Below are 17,065 nucleotides of genomic sequence, written 5' to 3' on the forward strand. Positions count from 1 at the left end.
TTATTTGTTAATCAATTTGGACGCAAAAGTTCGGGTAGCCCCGCTCCCTCTATAAGCTGGACTTCAAACTAGGAAAATCGGCTAAATGAATTTATTGAAAAAATTGTGCTAGGTATGCGGCTTGAGAATTTGCTTTTTGAATTGCTTGTTCCATAGCTGTAAATTGACTATAATACCGGGTTTCCAAATCGGCCAGCCGGTCTTCAAAACGTTCGATGCGATCATCAAGATCATCCAATTGACGTCCAATGGTGAACTGATTGTTGACCGAATATGAATTACCGGCCCGCTCCTTTAATTGGTCCATCGTTGCATTTACTTTGTCATAAAGCCGTTGAATAACACCTTTCTGACCATCTGTTGCCCCCGTTCCGTTAAAAAGGAGTTCAATTGAATTCGGGTCTTTTTCGATGGCGACTTTCAATTTGGACTCATTAATTTCTAATTTAGCTGTTGTGAAATCAGCAGTTGTTGTAATCCCGATGGCAGATAAGGATTTCATCGCCGAGTCTAAATCATCTTGATTCACAGCGGAATAAATGGCTGTACGCATTTGCGTGATTAAACCGGATAAAATGGAATCGTTTCGTAATATCCCACTTTTTGCCATATTTTCCCATTTCTCTTGTTGAGTTTCCGACAATTCTTCTTTCTCATCATCAGTCAAAGGTAAATAATCTTTATATTTCGGTTCACTTAATTTTTTCTCAATTTTCTCGACAAGTTCATTATATTTATCAACGAAATTTTTAATATTTTCAAATAGGGCATCATTATCATTGTTGACGTTAATCGTCACCGGCGTATCTGTTGTTTTTTTCAAAGTGAACGTAACACCATTTATGGAGAAGGTGTTGGATTGCCGGGAAGTTTCTAATCCATTGACCGTAAATGTAGCATTTTCAGCCTTTATATAATTTCCCGAATCTCCATTTTGAAACCCTAATACTTGAGTTAAAAAATCTCCATCCGTAAATTCGATCTCCTGACCATTTTCATTATAAACGCCGGTTTCTTTACGAGTCATAGTTACTTTGTCACTATAGGAATCATAAAACATCGTAACACCTAGTTTCGAATTATTCACTTTGGACATGACGGAATTAAGGGACTCGGAACCTTGGATAAGAAACTTTTCGTCTATTTGCCCTTTTGAAGTATGTGTAGTTAAGCCAAAAGAAAAATAGTTTTGTTGGGATGTAATTGTCAATTCAAGTTTTGGTTTTTCCTCGGAATTCTCCGTTTCAGCGGGGAAATAATTACTAAATTCAGAGTTAAACGTGATAACACCGGTTTCGTAATTAATTTCTCCAACTACTTTATCACCATCTTTTATTTTTCCGATTCTATTCCCATTTGTATCAATGCCTGTGTATTCATCAGATAATTCAATAGTTGTGTCAGTACCATCTTTAAAACTTAACTTAATTTGTCCTGCAACAAGTGCTCCTTTTAATTGAATTTGCGTGGTATCCTTTGTAATGGTTTTATTTTCAACTTTTTTATCGGTAACATAGTTCACTTTAACCGTACTGTTTGCTGCAATCGTGTCACCAAAAGTTAACTCCCCGGTATCTTTATTTACCATTACTTCCCCACTTTTTGGAGTTCCACTATCAATCACCGTATATTTTATCCCGTTAACTTCAACGGTCATATTTTCAAGATCGGTAATTTGTACTCCATCAGCCAAGCCAAGAGTTATCGGTTCTCCTTCTTTCGTGACGATTGACTTGGATTCAACACTCCCTTGTTTCCATGACATTTCATTTGCAAATGCACCTTGAACAGTAAACAGACTTTTTGTTGTGTCGACTTTATTAGAAGACTGTTTGGAGATACCGGAATTTGTCATACGTGATTCTGCAACAGCTAAAGAGCTAATTTTAGAAATAGTATAAGAAGACTGTCCCGCACCGCTAGCAACTGTGGCAGAAACAATATCCTCATTCGTACTCGCTACCGATCGCGTCCGATAAAATGAACTTAATTTCATATTTGTCAGTTGGGATCGGAAATCTAATAGTAATGTATTCATTTCCCGGTATGAATCCCTTTGCCACTCAAGCAAGGTCTTTTGTTGCTTTATTTTGTTTAATGGAATCGATTGAGCTTTCATCATATTCTCAACAATTTCATCAATATTCATTCCACTTGCTAAGCCGGTTACACGCATTACCATGATAAATTCACTTCCTTTCAAAGCAAGACTCTTTGTTAATTTTGATTTTTATTAAGCAATAAAACGCCTTTCTTAAAATTTGAAAGCCAAAATTAGGTATAGCTCGAGGTAAACGAGTTTCTGCAATCCGTTCAATCTCTTCCTTAATATTCGATTGGTGCTAGATGCTCTTCATGAGATTCGTTGAATTTTTCCTGGATAAAGGTAAACCCCTCCTGACAAAAGTTTCACCTGATTTCACGGGAACAAAAGGCTTAAATTTTTTCATCGACAATTAAACCGATTTTTTCAATAATGGCCGCATACAGATCCAACATTTTTTTCGGTGGTATTTCTTTTATGACTTCATGCGTATCATCATTTACAACAGTCACATAATATTCATTTAGCTTCTCATGAAAAACAAATCTTAAAGATGTTGGGATTGGTGATAAGAAATCATTCAGCCCTTCAACAATTTTTTCCACCTTGTCTTTTTCGACTTTCTGAAAGGGCTCACTAATTGGATTTCCATAGTTTTCATTTTCCCTTTTTGTATGTGCTGTCATGTTCGATTCTTGATTATTAATGCCGTTCGTTGTTAGTCTTGTAGTCGAAACATATTCTTGGTTTATCAGCTTTTCAACCATATTAAATCCTCCATTGAATATGAGTTAAGCCCTACAAATGAAAATGTAATCTACTATTTATATCGGTTATGTTTTTCATTCTTTTAATATTTTCATTGGTTTCTCTTTTTTTGTTATCACGGTAGTAGCTGCGGCATGATTTTGGTGCCATGTTGGTTTCTTAATGTATTACTTGGGTTGCGTATGTTGAAAAATGAGCTGGATGCCTAGTTGAGTTGTGCCAATTTGCGCAGTTTGGACAGAAACTTCAAAAATTGGAGCAGTAATGTCTAATAGGAGGGGACCAATCGTGCTTTATTGGACAAAATCGGCTGATAATCGAACTAAAGTGTCCAATAGAACGGCTCTTTTGGACAATATTTGTTGAAAAATAAGCTAAACTGTCTAATAGAAAATGGGTTCGTCGCCAAAAAATGGAGTTTCCCGCAAAAAATGTCGACGTGAAGGAGCTCGTCGCCAAAAATGAACAGTTCCCACCTCAAAATGATGATGAGATTGAGTCTCGTCGCCAAAAAAAGAGCGATTCCCCACACGAAATTCGAAACGACAAGAGTCAAGTCAATAAAAAAAGGACCTTCTCGCACAAAATTAACACGAGAAAGCCCACGTGAAAAAATTGTAATGAACACTCCTTAAACATAACGATCTTGTCCGGCACGGTACCCGAAAAATGCCGTTAACAATACGATAATAATTAACGTTATGATTGGAACAGTCCACTTTTCACTAAAATCATAAATATACCCAATCAACATTGGACCTACCGCTGCAAATATATACCCAAGCGACTGGGCCATACCTGATAATTGAGAAGCTTGTCTGGCATTTCTCGCGCGCAGACCTAAAAAGGAAAGAGCTAAAGAAAATGTCCCACTTAATCCAAATCCAATAAGAGCAATTCCAATGATTATTACCCAAAAGGCAGGACTGATTAGCAATAAGAAATAACCGATTAGAGAAAAAGAACAAATCCCTAAGGCGACCTTTTGTTGTGACGAATACCGTTCAGCCAGGATCGGGACAAAAAAGTTTGCCGGTAACCCGATAAATTGGGTAAGAGAAAGGAGCCAACCCGCCATTTCTCTTGATACCCCTTTACTGAACAGGATGTCTGGCAACCAAGTAATGGTGACATAAAACAGGGACGATTGTAATCCCATAAATAATGCGATTTGCCAAGCCAGAGAAGAACGCCACAAATTCGATGTTTCTTGTTTGCCCGAAATTTTTATATCTTTCGGTCGGTCTTTTTTATCGATTTTTACAATGAAAAGCCAGAATATTAACGCGATGACAGCAGGTACCGACCAAACGAGCAGTGCATATTTCCATCCTAGGTTCAACCCGCTTGCCAACGGAACACTCATCCCTGAAGCCAAAGCTGCAAATACGCTCATTGAGGTCGTATAAACCCCGGTCATTAAAGCAAATTTTTGCGGAAACTTATCCTTAACGATTCCCGGTAAAATAACATTCAAGACTGCAATCCCAACACCGACAAGGAAAGTTCCGAAAAATAGAAAAAACAGATTGGCAACTGTTCGAATAAATAACCCAAGCAACAAAAAGATGAGACCCATGATTAATGTCCAACTATTCGTTAGTTTTCCGGAAATATTCGGAACGATTGGTGACATAACCGCAAAAGCAATTAAAGGTAAACTGGTTAGTAGCCCTGCACTCCAATGAGCCAATCCTAAATCATTTTGGATATCATTTACTAGAGGACCAACCGATGTAATGGCCGGTCGCAAATTAAAAGAAACAAAAATGATAGCAGCAACAAGAACTGCTTGTATTGATTTTTCTTTTGCTTTTGTCGTTTGCTCTATAAACTCCACAAAAAAACTCCTTTCATGCCTGATGAATTAAGAAACGTACCGGTAAAAATGACCGCTCATTACTGGGATGCATTACCACGTCTAGTTGTATGTAAGTAAAAAAATGATCCTCAATATATATTTGTTCTCTGATTTGAACAGAAAAATGAGTAAGTTGAACTTAATCAATGGCTTAAATGAAAGCCCGACCGTCTTTTTCATAGAAAAAAATAATCCATAAACTTGATTTAGATGATATTGTTCCTTTATGTACACCTTTACTTACAAAAAAGTGATCCTTAAACCCAATAATACTATAGCAATAATAGTATAACGCCTTCGTTCGTACAAACCACCTAATCTAATATAGCATATAAAATCATGCAAAATACAAAAAAGAATCGGAAATTCATCCAACTCCTTTGTAAAGAACTTCATTTTCTTTGTCAGTGTTGGTTAACCAATTTTTCCCCCTGGGCAATAACATTTTAATATAAATAAAAAAGGAACCGGAAAGTTTATCCGACTCCTTTGTAAAGAACTTCATTTTCTTTGTCTATGTTAGTTAACCAGTTTTTCCACCTGAGCAACGACATTTTCAACCGTAAAGCCGTATTCTTCAATAATTTTATTGCCATTACCGGAAGCACCGAAAGTATCGATGGCAAGAACTGTACCTTGGTCACCTACATATTGTTTCCAGCCAAGCGGAGAGGCCATTTCAATTGCCAACCGTGCCCGTACATTTTCAGGTAATACTTCTTTTTTGTAGGCATCATCTTGTTTTTCAAAACGATCCCAAGATGGCATGCTTACAACATTTACATCAATTCCTTTTTCCTTTAATGCGGCTTGGGCACGAATTGCAAGTTGAACTTCTGAGCCGGTTGCGATTAACAAAGCATCCGGTACTTCTTTTTCACCTTTGCTAATTACATAAGCACCTCGTTTCACACCTTCATAAGCTTGTTCAGCAGTACCTTCCAATGTCGGGACATTTTGTCTTGTTAAAATTAATGCCGTTGGTTGATCTTTACTTTCAAGCGCTAACCGCCACGCCGCTTGAACTTCATTTGCGTCTGCCGGGCGAATAACAGAAAGATTCGGGATGGCACGCAGACCGGCAAGTTGTTCAACCGGTTCATGGGTTGGACCATCTTCACCGACAGCGATAGAATCATGAGTAAACACATACGTAACCGGGACGTTCATAATCGCTGCTAAACGAATCGCCGGTTTTAAATAATCACTGAATACGAAGAATGTACCGCCCTGCACTTTGACACCGCCATGCAATGCCATTCCGTTTAATGCGGCACCCATAGCAAATTCGCGAACACCGAACCAAATATTTCGGCCGGCATAATTATCCGGACCAAAGTCACCGGCATCGTTGACATAGTTTTTATTGGATTCAAATAAATCTGCACTTCCGCCAATTAAAAACGGAACATTTTTTGCAATTGCATTTAAAACTTTGCCGGAAGAAGCCCGCGTTGCCAAAGTATCTACTCCGGGGGTAAATATCGGCAAGTCCTGATCCCAGCCTGCCGGAAGTTCACCATTAATAGCAGCTTCCAATTCAGCAGCAAGCGCCGGATGATTTTCCTTATATGTTTTAAACAATTGGTTCCAAACTTCTTCAGCTGATTTACCCGGTTCAACTACTTTTTCCCGGAAATCGGCATACACTTCTTCAGGCACGTAGAAGTCGGGATGATTCCAACCGTATGCTTGCTTTGTTAATTGAACTTCATCTTTACCAAGTGGCGCACCATGGGCTTTAGATGAACCCGATTTATTTGGAGAACCGTAACCGATCACCGTTTTTACTTCAATTAAAGTTGGTTGGGAACTGTTTGCTCTTGCTTCTTTAATCGCCTGACTAATGGCCTTAATATCGTTACCATCTTCTACACGCAATACTTGCCAGCCATATGCTTCAAAACGTTTTGCAGTTTGATCGGAGAAAGAACGGCTCAAGTCACCATCCAGGGAAATATCATTCGAATCGTATAACACGACCAATTTGCCAAGTCTCAAATGCCCGGCGAGTGATGCGGCTTCATGGGAGATTCCTTCCATTAAGTCGCCGTCCCCAACCATGGCATATGTATAATGGTCAACAACAGATAAACCGTCACGATTATATTTATTTGCCAAAAATCTTTCCGCCATCGCCATCCCGACAGCCATTGCAATCCCTTGACCAAGCGGACCGGTTGTAGCTTCAACACCATCTGTATGATGAACTTCAGGATGCCCGGGTGTCCGTGAACCAAGTTGGCGGAAGTTTTTTAAATCATCGATGGATAAATCATATCCGGACAGATGTAAAAGACTGTATAGTAGGGCCGAACCGTGTCCCGCAGATAAAACAAAACGGTCACGGTTAAACCATTTAGAGTTTTTTGGATTATGATTCATATATTCAGTCCAAAGCACATAGGCCATTGGTGCGGCACCCATCGGTAAACCCGGATGACCCGAATTTGCCTTTTCGATCATATCGATGGATAATGTGCGGATTGTATTAATTGATAATTGTTCAACGGATACTGTGTTATTCACTGAACATTCCTCCATATTCTAAAGCTATGATATAGATCACAGACTTGTTTTAAGTTTTTTCAAGAATACTGTCGGGGAAAACGGGAAATCCCATTTATCAGGGAGTTTCCCCCAGATTGAATATTTTTTGACAACATTTTTGAGCTGCGATTCTTTCATTTCAATACAAGTTTGCCCTGTAAGGATTTTTTGAACTGCAAATTCATTCGTTCTATTACGAGTTTCCCCTGTATGGATTATTTTTTTGCCGGAACTTTTTTCCAGTCCTCTAAAAATTGCTCGATTCCTTTATCCGTTAATGGATGGCTCCAAAGTTTCGGGAACAATGAACCCGGAATGGTCGCAATATCTGCACCGGCTAAGGCAGCTGCTTCCACATGTTCGAGATTCCGAACACTGGCTGTAATGATTTCCGTTTCAAAATTAAAGTTCATCAACGTTTGTTTTAACCTGACAATCAAATCAAGCCCATCTACGCCAATATCATCTAATCGGCCAACAAACGGACTGACATAAGTAGCACCAGCTTTAGCTGCCATCAACCCTTGTGCAACCGAAAAGATAAGGGTTACATTTGTTTTAATCCCTTCCTTAGTAAGGATATTCACTGCGGCCAGACCATCTTCCGTCATTGGAATTTTAACAACGACATTTGGGGCCCAACCGGCAAGTACCCGGGCTTCATTGACCATTTCTTCCGCTGTCAAACCGATGACTTCTGCACTAACCGGTCCGTCAACAACGCTGCAAATTTCTTTGATAACTTCTTCAAAATCCCGGCCTTCGCGTGCTATTAGGGTCGGATTTGTCGTTACTCCATCAACCAGTCCGAGCCGATTCACCCGTTTGATTTCTTCTACATTCGCAGTATCAAGGAAAAACTTCATCTTATTACCTCCTCAATATGATGGTTGCTTATCTCAATCATCTTATGTACATGACCTGTTAAAAAATTATTTTCAAAACTTGCTTTTTACCTTGGTCACGTTTTTTTAATCTATCTTTTAGTATACCGTAAATTCACAATAATTCCCATTCCATAATTATGAAAAGTATATAGAAAAAATTTGTACCATGAATGTTTTCCATATATCATCATTACTTGAGTTTCGCACCATAAAAAACAAATTAGTTGAAGAGACGCGTTCTCGTCGTCACTTTGAGCCGAAAAACTTCACTTTTTGGCGAAGAGACCCTTTCTCGTCACCATTTTAAGCCGGAAAAACCCATTTTTTGGCGACGAGATCCTTTCTCGTCGTCATTTTGAGCCAAAAAATGCTTATTTTTGGCGACGAAACCCTTTCTCGTCACCATTTTAAGCCGAAAAACTCACTTTTTTGGCGACGAGATTCATTCTCGTCACCCTTTTGTGGCGGAAAATGCTCTATTTTGGCGACGAGACTCATTCTCGTCGTCATTTTGAGCCGGGAAACCCCATTTTTTGGCGACGATACCCTTTCTCGTCACCATTTTAAGCCAGAAAACTCACTTTTTTGGCGACGAGATTCATTCTCGTCAGCTTTTTGAGACAGAAAATGCTCTATTTTGGCGACGAGACCTTTTCTCGTCACCTTTTTGAGGCAGAAAACTCACTTTTTTGGCTACGAAGCCTATTCTCGTCGACACTTTGAGCCGAAAAATGCTTATTTTTGGCGACGAGGCCCTTTCTCGTCGTCATTTTGAGCCGAAAAACTCATTTTTTGGCGACGAGACTCATTCTCGTCACCTTTTTGAGGCGGAAAATGCTCTATTTTGGCGACGAGATTCATTCTCGTCGTCATTTTGAGGTGGGAAACCCCATTTTTTGGTGACGAGACTCTTTCTCGTCACCATTTTAAGCCGAAAAACTCACTTTTTTGGCGACGAGATTCATTCTCGTCACCCTTTTGTGGCGGAAAATGCTCTATTTTGGCGACGAGGCCTTTTCTCGTCGTCATTTTGAGCCGAGAAACTCACTTTTTCGGCGACGAGACCTTTTCTCGTCGTCATTTTGAGCCGAGAAACTTCACTTTTTGGCGACGAGATTCATTCTCGTCGTCATTTTGAGGTGGGAAACCCCATTTTTTGGTGACGAGACTCTTTCTCGTCACCATTTTAAGCCGGAAAACTCACTTTTTTGGCGACGAGACTCATTCTCGTCGTCATTTTGAGCCGGGAAACCCCATTTTTTGGCGACGATACCCTTTCTCGTCACCATTTTAAGCCAGAAAACTCACTTTTTTGGCGACGAGATTCATTCTCGTCGTCATTTTGAGGTGGGAAACCCCATTTTTTGGTGACGAGACTCTTTCTCGTCACCATTTTAAGCCGGAAAACTCCTTTTTTTGGCGACGAGACTCTTTCTCGTCGTCATTTTGAGCCGAAAAACTCCTTTTTTTTGGCGACGAGACTCTTTCTCGTCGTCGCTTTGAGGCGAGAAACTCCTTTTTTTGGCGACGAGACTCTTTCTCGTCGTCATTTTGAGCCGAAAAACTCCCTTTTTTGGCGACGAGACCCTTTCTCGTCGTCATTTTGAGCCGAGAAACTTCACTTTTTGGCGACGAGACCTTTTCTCGTCGTCATTTTGAGCCGAAAAACTCATTTTTTTGGCGACGAGATTCATTCTCGTCACCTTTTTGAGGCGGAAAATGCTCTATTTTGGCGACGATACCCTTTCTCGTCACCATTTTAAGCCGGAAACTCCCTTTTTTTGGCGACGAAACCCTTTCTCGTCGTCATTTTTTGGCCGGAAACTTCACTTTTTGGCGACGAGGTCTATTTTCGTCGTCATTTTGAGCCGAGAAACTTGCTTTTTTGGCGACGAAACCCTTTCTCGTCGCTATTTTTGGGCAAAAAACTCGATTTTTTGACGACGACACACCCTCCCGTCTTTAGGATGCGAAACTCAAGTTCATTAACAAATATATCACCATCATCGTATTTCTCTTTCACCCATAGAATTTATTTCTCCTCTTATATATGTTATACTTGTCAACATGTACAAAGAGAACGAAGGTGCATTACCGTGATTCATACGATTGCAGTAACAAAAGATCAGCAAGTATTACATGATATTTCCATACAGGAATTGGTTGATTCGAAAATTTCCTGGTATTGGGTTGACTTTCATTCCCCAACTGAAGAAGAAACACAACTTCTCTATACGTTTTTCAATTTCCACCCGCTTTCGATTGAAGACTGTTTACATTTTTTTCAACGTCCAAAAGTTGATTTTTATGAAGATTATAATTTTTATGTCTTACACACCATTAACCCGCAAACCCTTTTAGCAGAAGAAGTGGATATCTTCTTTGGCAAAAATTTCATCGTTTCCTTTCACCTTGACGATTCAAGAGAAGTGAATAACGTTTTTGAAAAAGTAAAAGAAGACTCAAAAGTCGTCTTGGATAAAAATCCGCTATATATTTTTTATCTACTATTGGATAAAATTGTTGACGAATATTTCCCGGCTGCTTACAAATTGGAAGACTTTATTGGAGAGCTTGTGACAAAAAATGGCAGTCAAGATTTGATCGAGGATGTTTTTGAAGTAAGAAATCAATTATTAAAATTGCGGCGAACAATCACACCAATGAGCGAGCTATTATACCGCATTTTGAATTCAGAAAGAGTAAATATTCCGAAAGAAGATCATCTTTATTTTATGGATATTTATGATCATTTGCTCAGACTTATTGAAATTATCGATTCCAATCGGGAAATGACAAACGATATTAGGGACAGTTACATTTCTATAAACTCATATCGAATGAACAATATCATGAAAACTTTAACCGTGCTGTCTTCTATTTTTATACCGTTGACCTTTATCGCTAGTATTTACGGTATGAACTTTAAGTACATCCCGGAATTGTCATGGCGATGGGGCTATTATGCCGTCTTAGGTTCGATGTTTGTTATCGGCTCATTGTTGTTGGCCATTTTATGGAAAAAAGGTTGGTTTAAATAAAGCTTCCACGTCCTTGTGGAAACGTTTGTGTGACCACATGCTTTTCCGAACAAATCGGTATGTGGGACGACTTTCTTAAACATATTAAGCGGTGTTCTAGGGAATTATCACATGAACACCGCTCAAATCCTATTTCCATTTTACTATGGTAAAAAACAACAGGTCATCTGATGACTATGCAAATATTCTACAGCAAGGCTTGTTACCATGCTGTTTTTTGTTTTATCAAAATGTTTCCCGTTCCAAACAGTCTATATTACATATTTAAATCCAATTCTGAATCTATTTGTTCATTTGTTTGACCGTTATTTTTTATAAAAGATATGGCGAATAAACTGATGATTGCAGCCAAAATCATGTATAAGGCTACCGGAACGAATGAATTGTTAAATGTCGCCAATAATGCCGTGGCAACAAGTGGTGCCGTACCACCTGCAAATGCCGCCCCCAGCTGATAGCCTAAAGAGATACCGGTATTGCGGATTTTAGCAGGGAAAAATTCCGATATCATCGTCCCAAGAACCGCATTGACGGATCCCCAAATAAAGCCAAGACCAATTACCGTTGCCAAAATAAGCAAAAAGACCGAACCTTGTTGCAGCATCCAGAAATACGGAAATGCATATAGGATTGTGGCTGCAATACCGAATAGATAAATATTTTTTCTGCCAATACGATCGGATAAGTTTCCAATAATTGGGATAATAATTGTTGCCACTACTGAACCGATGACAACAGCATTCAACGCATCGGTTTTATTAAAATTCAAAGTGGTCGTCGCGTACGAAACGATAAATGTTCCAAATATGTAAAATGGCGCCGTTTCAACAACTTTTGCACCCATTGCGATTAGTACGGCTTTCCAATGGTAGCGTAATGTATCGGCAATTGGAAGTCTTGATACTTCACCGGCTTCTTGCGCCTTTTTAAATGCAGGAGTTTCATCGATCCCTTTTCGAATCCACAATCCAAAAATAACAAGAACAGCACTTAATAAGAACGGTACCCGCCATCCCCATGACATAAACTGATCTTCCGGTAAAAGGGTCATAACCGACATGACCAAAGATCCTAATATCAAACCAACGGAAATGCCCATTTGCGGAACACTGCCAAACAGACCTTTTTTGTTTTTCGGCGCATATTCGACCGCCAACAATACAGAGCCACCCCATTCACCGCCGAGGGCAAGTCCTTGAACAAAACGTAAACAAGTAAGGAAGATTGGCGCCCAAATACCGATGACCTGATAAGTAGGTAGCATACCCATGCCGAATGTCGACAACCCCATCAAAGTGAGCGTCAAAACTAATGTCTTTTTCCGTCCTAAACGGTCCCCGATATGACTGAAAAGAATTCCCCCGATCGGCCGTAAGAAAAAGGCAATGGCAAAAGACGTATAGGCGATAATTAACCCGATTGTTGGATTCTCACTTACAAAAAATAATTGATTAAAAACTAACGAAGCAACCGTCCCGTACAAAAAATAATCAAACCACTCGATAGCGCTTCCTATTAAACTAGCAAATAGAACCCTTACATTCCCCTTTAACATGTTTTTTCTCCCTTCAAATAAGCTTTTCCCTTTTTGTTTTAAATCGCTTACATTTTGAACAAAAAATCATTTTTATAGTCGATATAGTTCAACTCATCAGATGACCTGAAAATCCTATGGTCATATTCTATCATGAATTTTCTGGGATTGTAAATCATTTTGTCACAAAAAATTCAATGTTTGATAAAACGATTTCTTGCATAATAGCGAATGAGTGACTTTTAATTTATTTTGTCGATATTTTGAAGCGAAAAATGCTCGGTTTTGACGAAAAATTCAACAGTAGATTACGAGTATTCAACAATCCTCCCCCGGTATTCAATAGTACCCCCAGCAAATTCAACAGTAAAATTGAAAAATTCAACAGTGTACCCTGTGAATTCAACAGTAGATTACGAGTATTCAACAGTCCCCCCCTCGAATTCAACATTCACCATTTTGAGCCGGGAAATTCTCAATTTTTTTGCGACGAAACCCGTTATAGAAAATAATATTTTTCACAAACCCGAAAAACATCAATCAATTGATAAAATTGCTGATTTTGTTGTAAAATTGTTCACAACTCACCGAATCTTATATATCAAATTGATACTATTTTGGCACCGTATGGGATTCCGCTGTACGTAATAGAAAACGATGAGAGTTTATTATATTTTTGACTGGAGCGAAAGAAATGGAAAACAACAATCTTTTAAAAGAGCATTTACGTAAGCTGGAAGAAATGTTACTAACACCGGACATTCGAACTTCCGCTACTGAATTAAGTAACATCCTTGCCGACAATTTTTTTGAAATCGGCAGTTCCGGAAAAATTTTACACAAGGATGGAATCGCGCCAGAAGGAATAGGTGTCGTCAACATGCAACTTAGCGAATTCGAAATTCACCCCCTATCCGACGAAATTGTTCTAACAACCTATCGAATTTTTAATAAAGAAACCCAACAATATACATTAAGGAGCTCTATCTGGAAATATATGGAAAACAGGTGGCAAATGGTCTTCCATCAAGGGACAAAGACGGACAGTTCCACATAAGGGAAAATGGTTTGAAATGAAAAGAACAAAAAAGGGCTGGCACCAATAGGGAGAATAGCTTGAAATAAAAAGCACAAACACAGGCAGGCACAGTAGGGAGAATAGCTTGAAACAAAAGAGGCAATGACGGACGTTTGAATCTATACACTTTGTTCCACAAAGGGAAAGTGGTTTGAAATGAAAAAGGCAAAAACGGACAGTCCACAAAAGGAGAATAGTTTGAAACGAAAAAGACAAAAAAGGACTTATAAGATTTGTACACCCCACCAACACTTTTCCAGGGAGGGAGCCAAATGATCCTTGCCCTCCCTATCCGACTATGGAAAACGTCTTATATCCTTTTTCGATGTCCAAATATGTGATTTTTTTATTCGTTACTTTAATAAAACGATTTGGCCATGTGCGAAGAGATTCTACAAACATTTTAACTTGTTCTTCTGTTCCTTCACCTTCCATCTCCACTGTCCCGTCATCGTTATTTCTTACCCAGCCATTGATTCCATATTCCAACGCTTTTTGCATAACGGAATAACGAAAACCTACACCTTGAACCCGACCATCGAAAATAATATGGACAATCATTATTATTCCTCCCCTTTTTTACGGCTTTCCCTATCCTTATTATACTAAATTTCACCTTGAGAAAAACGTAATGAAATTGTATGATAATAATAGAATGTGAAAGCAATTACATAAAAGTAAACTATATATATTAGGAGAATTGATATGAGCAAGAAGAGAAAAAATAGGTTAAATTTTAAAGACTTTCGAATTGGTGCTAAATACACCATGACTTTAGTATCCGTATTTATATTTTTTATCATTTCCACAATCATCGTCACCACATCAATCAACAATATTGGGAAAAATATTGAACGATTGGAAAGGGACTCCGATCGTTCGGTCATGATTACGCAAATGGGTACCGTCATTAATAGTAAAGCAGCGAATATCATGAGTTATGTCATTGAAAAAAGTGATGAAAATATTAACAATTATAATGCAGATAACGCTACTTTTCATGACATTAAAAAAGAAATTAGTAAAATCTTAGTTACGAAAGAGCAAAAAAACTTATTTCAACTCGTGAATGAGAATGAAAAGAAACTTGATCAGTTATTAAACGAAAATATCATTCCGGAAATTGATAATATGTCAGATTCGTCGGCTTCCTACTATATAAGTCAGGCAAATAAGGCACGGACAACGACAATTTTTGCTCTTGATTCTTTACGCGAAAATATAGACAAAGAACGCCAAAATGCCATTACCCAAGCCGAAAAAAGTAAACAACTGGCTATTATCATCCAAATCATCTCGATAACCGCATCGATTATCGTTGGTGCAATACTCATCTTCTTCATCAGTAGAAATATTACACGAAATCTTGGTAAAGTTGTTGAATTAAGTAACAAAATAGCTGATGGAGATTTGACTGTTGAAGCTTTAACGTATAACGGAAAAGATGAGATTGGTCAAATTAGTTCTTCCATTAATAAAATGAGGGAAAATTTGCGAAATATGATTCAACAAATATCGAGCATGACGACCACAGTCGGCAAGAGCAGTTCAGCATTAACGCAACTTTCCCATGAAGTGAAAGCAAGTTCAGAACAAATCGCTGTAACCATGCAAGATTTAGCAAAAGGTTCCGAGTCTCAAGCGAGTCACTCAAATTTAGTGTCCGAATCGATGCAACAATACTCAAAAATTGTTCAAGTGGCCAATGAAAACGGTGAAAAAATTCAAGAATCATCTCAAATCGTACTCACCTTTGCTAATGATGGAAAAGAATTAATGGATCAATCCACTGAGCAAATGGCAAAAATTGATTCCATTGTTGAAGAAAGTGTTCAAAAAGTACAAAACTTGCATGATGAATCGCAAAAAATTTCCAAACTAATCTATGTGATTAAAGACATATCCGATCAAACCAATCTACTCGCCCTTAATGCCGCCATTGAAGCAGCAAGAGCCGGAGAACACGGAAGAGGTTTTGCGGTAGTGGCGGAAGAAGTGAGAAAACTTTCTGAAGAGGTCGCTGTATCCGTTAAAGACATTACTGAAATTGTAAACAAGATTCAAAATGAGATTAAAGAAGTGACTAATTCGCTTCGAAGCGGTTATGATGAAGTGGAAAAAGGGACAACCCAAATTAAATCCACAAGTGAAACATTTAATATTATCAATGAATCGGTAACAGGCATGGTAGGAAATTTACAAACGATTATCGAAAATTTGGCTTCGATTACGGCACAAAATCAGAAGATAAGCACTTCCATTGAAGAAATTGCCGCCATCTCGGAAGAATCAGCAGCAGGGATTGAAGAAACCGCCGCCTCTGCTCAAGAATCAAGCAGTTATATGGAAGAAGTCGTTGGCAATACGAAACAATTGGAAAAATTGGTCAAAGACTTGGACAACCTCGTTCGCAAATTTAAGATATGATGCATCGGCCAGACCCGAAAGCAGACCGTTGGATAAATGTTGAGAAGGATAAAGAGCTTTCCACAAAGCGGCTTTATCCCTCTCTTAATGACCGATCACCAGACTTGTTTCAAAGAGAAAGTTGGGTTGGAAAGACTTGCCCATGCATCCGATTGGTTTGAGGGGCCAATGTTGGTTACACGAGCATACTAAAGCAATCGCTTACACAATGCCAATCACAAAAAATCCTCTCAAGGACATGGATATTTAGTGTGTCCTTTTTGCAACCATTAAGATATCAAAATTCGTGAAGTAACAACACCTTCCACACTAGCTTAACTTCATTTTGATGGCATGAATCTCTCTTTCATGGCGCACTGTTTTCTCCCAAATAAAATCTTGGTCATGTTTAAATGCTGTCAACTGATCTAATATTTCTTTATGATGTTCTTCTGCTTTCGTTTCTATTTCATCTATTTTATGATGCATCTCTTGTTGAACCCGTTTCATTTCTTTTTGCTCCTGATGCATTCCTTCTAGAGCTTGTTTCATCTCTTTATGCTCTACCTGGATTGCAGCTACCATGGTAATTAATTGGGATGACATGTCTTCAATATTATTGTTTTTACTCATCATCATTCAACTCCTACTCAATTATTATATACAAAACGAGTCATCTTTGAAATCCATTTTAATCATTTCCAATTTGTTCTAAGATGGTCATAATCTTCTAATAATTTGGGGAAAACCGATATAATAATGGGGATGAAAAAGCTAATACATTGATTCGACAAACTTTGAAAAAATCCTTCTAACATACCATAAAAATTTAACATAAAAAATGAATTGCTAGAATGAGGGCAAATAAAAGAGCCATTAAAAAGTGTTGACAAAAC

At 38.5% G+C, this 17,065-nt stretch carries 14 protein-coding genes; 3 read left to right on the top strand and 11 right to left on the bottom strand.

Annotation, left to right across the window (positions count from 1 at the left end; genetic code table 11):
- Window positions 1–91: 91 nt before the first annotated feature.
- The 8 genes from fliD to NSQ14_RS16070 all read right to left on the bottom strand — a co-directional run bounded on the left by fliD (window position 92) and on the right by NSQ14_RS16070 (window position 10,133).
- Window positions 92–2,182, bottom strand: a complete 2,091-nt coding sequence (gene fliD, locus NSQ14_RS16035; RefSeq protein WP_328187720.1) for a flagellar filament capping protein FliD — start codon at window positions 2,180–2,182, stop codon at window positions 92–94.
- 254 nt (window positions 2,183–2,436) lie between these two features.
- Window positions 2,437–2,811: a flagellar protein FlaG gene (flaG, locus tag NSQ14_RS16040; RefSeq protein WP_216408423.1), complete on the bottom strand. Its 375-nt coding sequence runs from the start codon at window positions 2,809–2,811 to the stop codon at window positions 2,437–2,439.
- A gap of 632 nt (window positions 2,812–3,443) precedes the next feature.
- A complete protein-coding gene (locus NSQ14_RS16045) occupies window positions 3,444–4,652 on the bottom strand; it encodes a CynX/NimT family MFS transporter (protein ID WP_052514521.1) in 1,209 nt (402 codons plus the stop codon).
- A gap of 540 nt (window positions 4,653–5,192) precedes the next feature.
- Complete coding sequence (gene tkt / locus NSQ14_RS16050; protein ID WP_346216583.1) at window positions 5,193–7,202, bottom strand: transketolase; 2,010 nt, start codon at window positions 7,200–7,202, stop codon at window positions 5,193–5,195.
- A gap of 236 nt (window positions 7,203–7,438) precedes the next feature.
- The gene (gene fsa, locus NSQ14_RS16055) at window positions 7,439–8,089 is read right to left on the bottom strand and encodes a fructose-6-phosphate aldolase (RefSeq protein ID WP_346216584.1); all 651 of its coding nucleotides are present in this window, start codon (window positions 8,087–8,089) and stop codon (window positions 7,439–7,441) included.
- 756 nt (window positions 8,090–8,845) lie between these two features.
- Complete coding sequence (locus tag NSQ14_RS16060) at window positions 8,846–8,983, bottom strand: hypothetical protein (protein WP_328187710.1); 138 nt, start codon at window positions 8,981–8,983, stop codon at window positions 8,846–8,848.
- 513 nt (window positions 8,984–9,496) lie between these two features.
- Complete coding sequence (locus NSQ14_RS16065; RefSeq protein ID WP_346216585.1) at window positions 9,497–9,712, bottom strand: hypothetical protein; 216 nt, start codon at window positions 9,710–9,712, stop codon at window positions 9,497–9,499.
- 256 nt (window positions 9,713–9,968) lie between these two features.
- Window positions 9,969–10,133, bottom strand: a complete 165-nt coding sequence (locus tag NSQ14_RS16070; RefSeq protein ID WP_346216586.1) for a hypothetical protein — start codon at window positions 10,131–10,133, stop codon at window positions 9,969–9,971.
- A gap of 73 nt (window positions 10,134–10,206) precedes the next feature.
- Between NSQ14_RS16070 and corA the strand changes: the two genes are divergently transcribed.
- On the top strand, window positions 10,207–11,151 hold the full coding sequence (gene corA, locus NSQ14_RS16075) for a magnesium/cobalt transporter CorA (RefSeq protein WP_152641507.1): 945 nt from the start codon (window positions 10,207–10,209) through the stop codon (window positions 11,149–11,151).
- Window positions 11,152–11,407: 256 nt separating this feature from the next.
- On the opposite strand, the gene NSQ14_RS16080 is transcribed toward corA, so the two are convergent.
- Complete coding sequence (locus tag NSQ14_RS16080) at window positions 11,408–12,706, bottom strand: MFS transporter (protein WP_216408791.1); 1,299 nt, start codon at window positions 12,704–12,706, stop codon at window positions 11,408–11,410.
- Window positions 12,707–13,379: 673 nt separating this feature from the next.
- Here NSQ14_RS16080 and NSQ14_RS16085 point away from each other — a divergent pair.
- Window positions 13,380–13,742 carry a DUF4440 domain-containing protein gene (locus tag NSQ14_RS16085; RefSeq protein ID WP_034772604.1) on the top strand — a complete coding sequence of 121 codons (363 nt, stop codon included), beginning with the start codon at window positions 13,380–13,382 and terminating at the stop codon, window positions 13,740–13,742.
- Window positions 13,743–14,051: 309 nt separating this feature from the next.
- On the opposite strand, the gene NSQ14_RS16090 is transcribed toward NSQ14_RS16085, so the two are convergent.
- Window positions 14,052–14,324, bottom strand: coding sequence for an acylphosphatase (locus NSQ14_RS16090; protein ID WP_216408794.1), 273 nt, complete (start codon window positions 14,322–14,324; stop codon window positions 14,052–14,054).
- 144 nt (window positions 14,325–14,468) lie between these two features.
- Here NSQ14_RS16090 and NSQ14_RS16095 point away from each other — a divergent pair, with 144 nt between their 5' ends.
- On the top strand, window positions 14,469–16,190 hold the full coding sequence (locus NSQ14_RS16095) for a methyl-accepting chemotaxis protein (protein WP_216408796.1): 1,722 nt from the start codon (window positions 14,469–14,471) through the stop codon (window positions 16,188–16,190).
- 309 nt (window positions 16,191–16,499) lie between these two features.
- Here the strand turns inward: NSQ14_RS16095 and NSQ14_RS16100 are convergent, their stop codons facing one another.
- Window positions 16,500–16,802 (bottom strand): hypothetical protein, encoded by a 303-nt coding sequence (locus NSQ14_RS16100; RefSeq protein ID WP_346216587.1) that lies wholly within the window; start codon window positions 16,800–16,802, stop codon window positions 16,500–16,502.
- Window positions 16,803–17,065: the final 263 nt, after the last annotated feature.

The sequence above is a fragment of the Caldifermentibacillus hisashii genome (genome assembly GCF_039654145.1).
Taxonomy (GTDB): Bacteria; Bacillota; Bacilli; order Bacillales; family Caldibacillaceae; genus Caldifermentibacillus; species Caldifermentibacillus hisashii.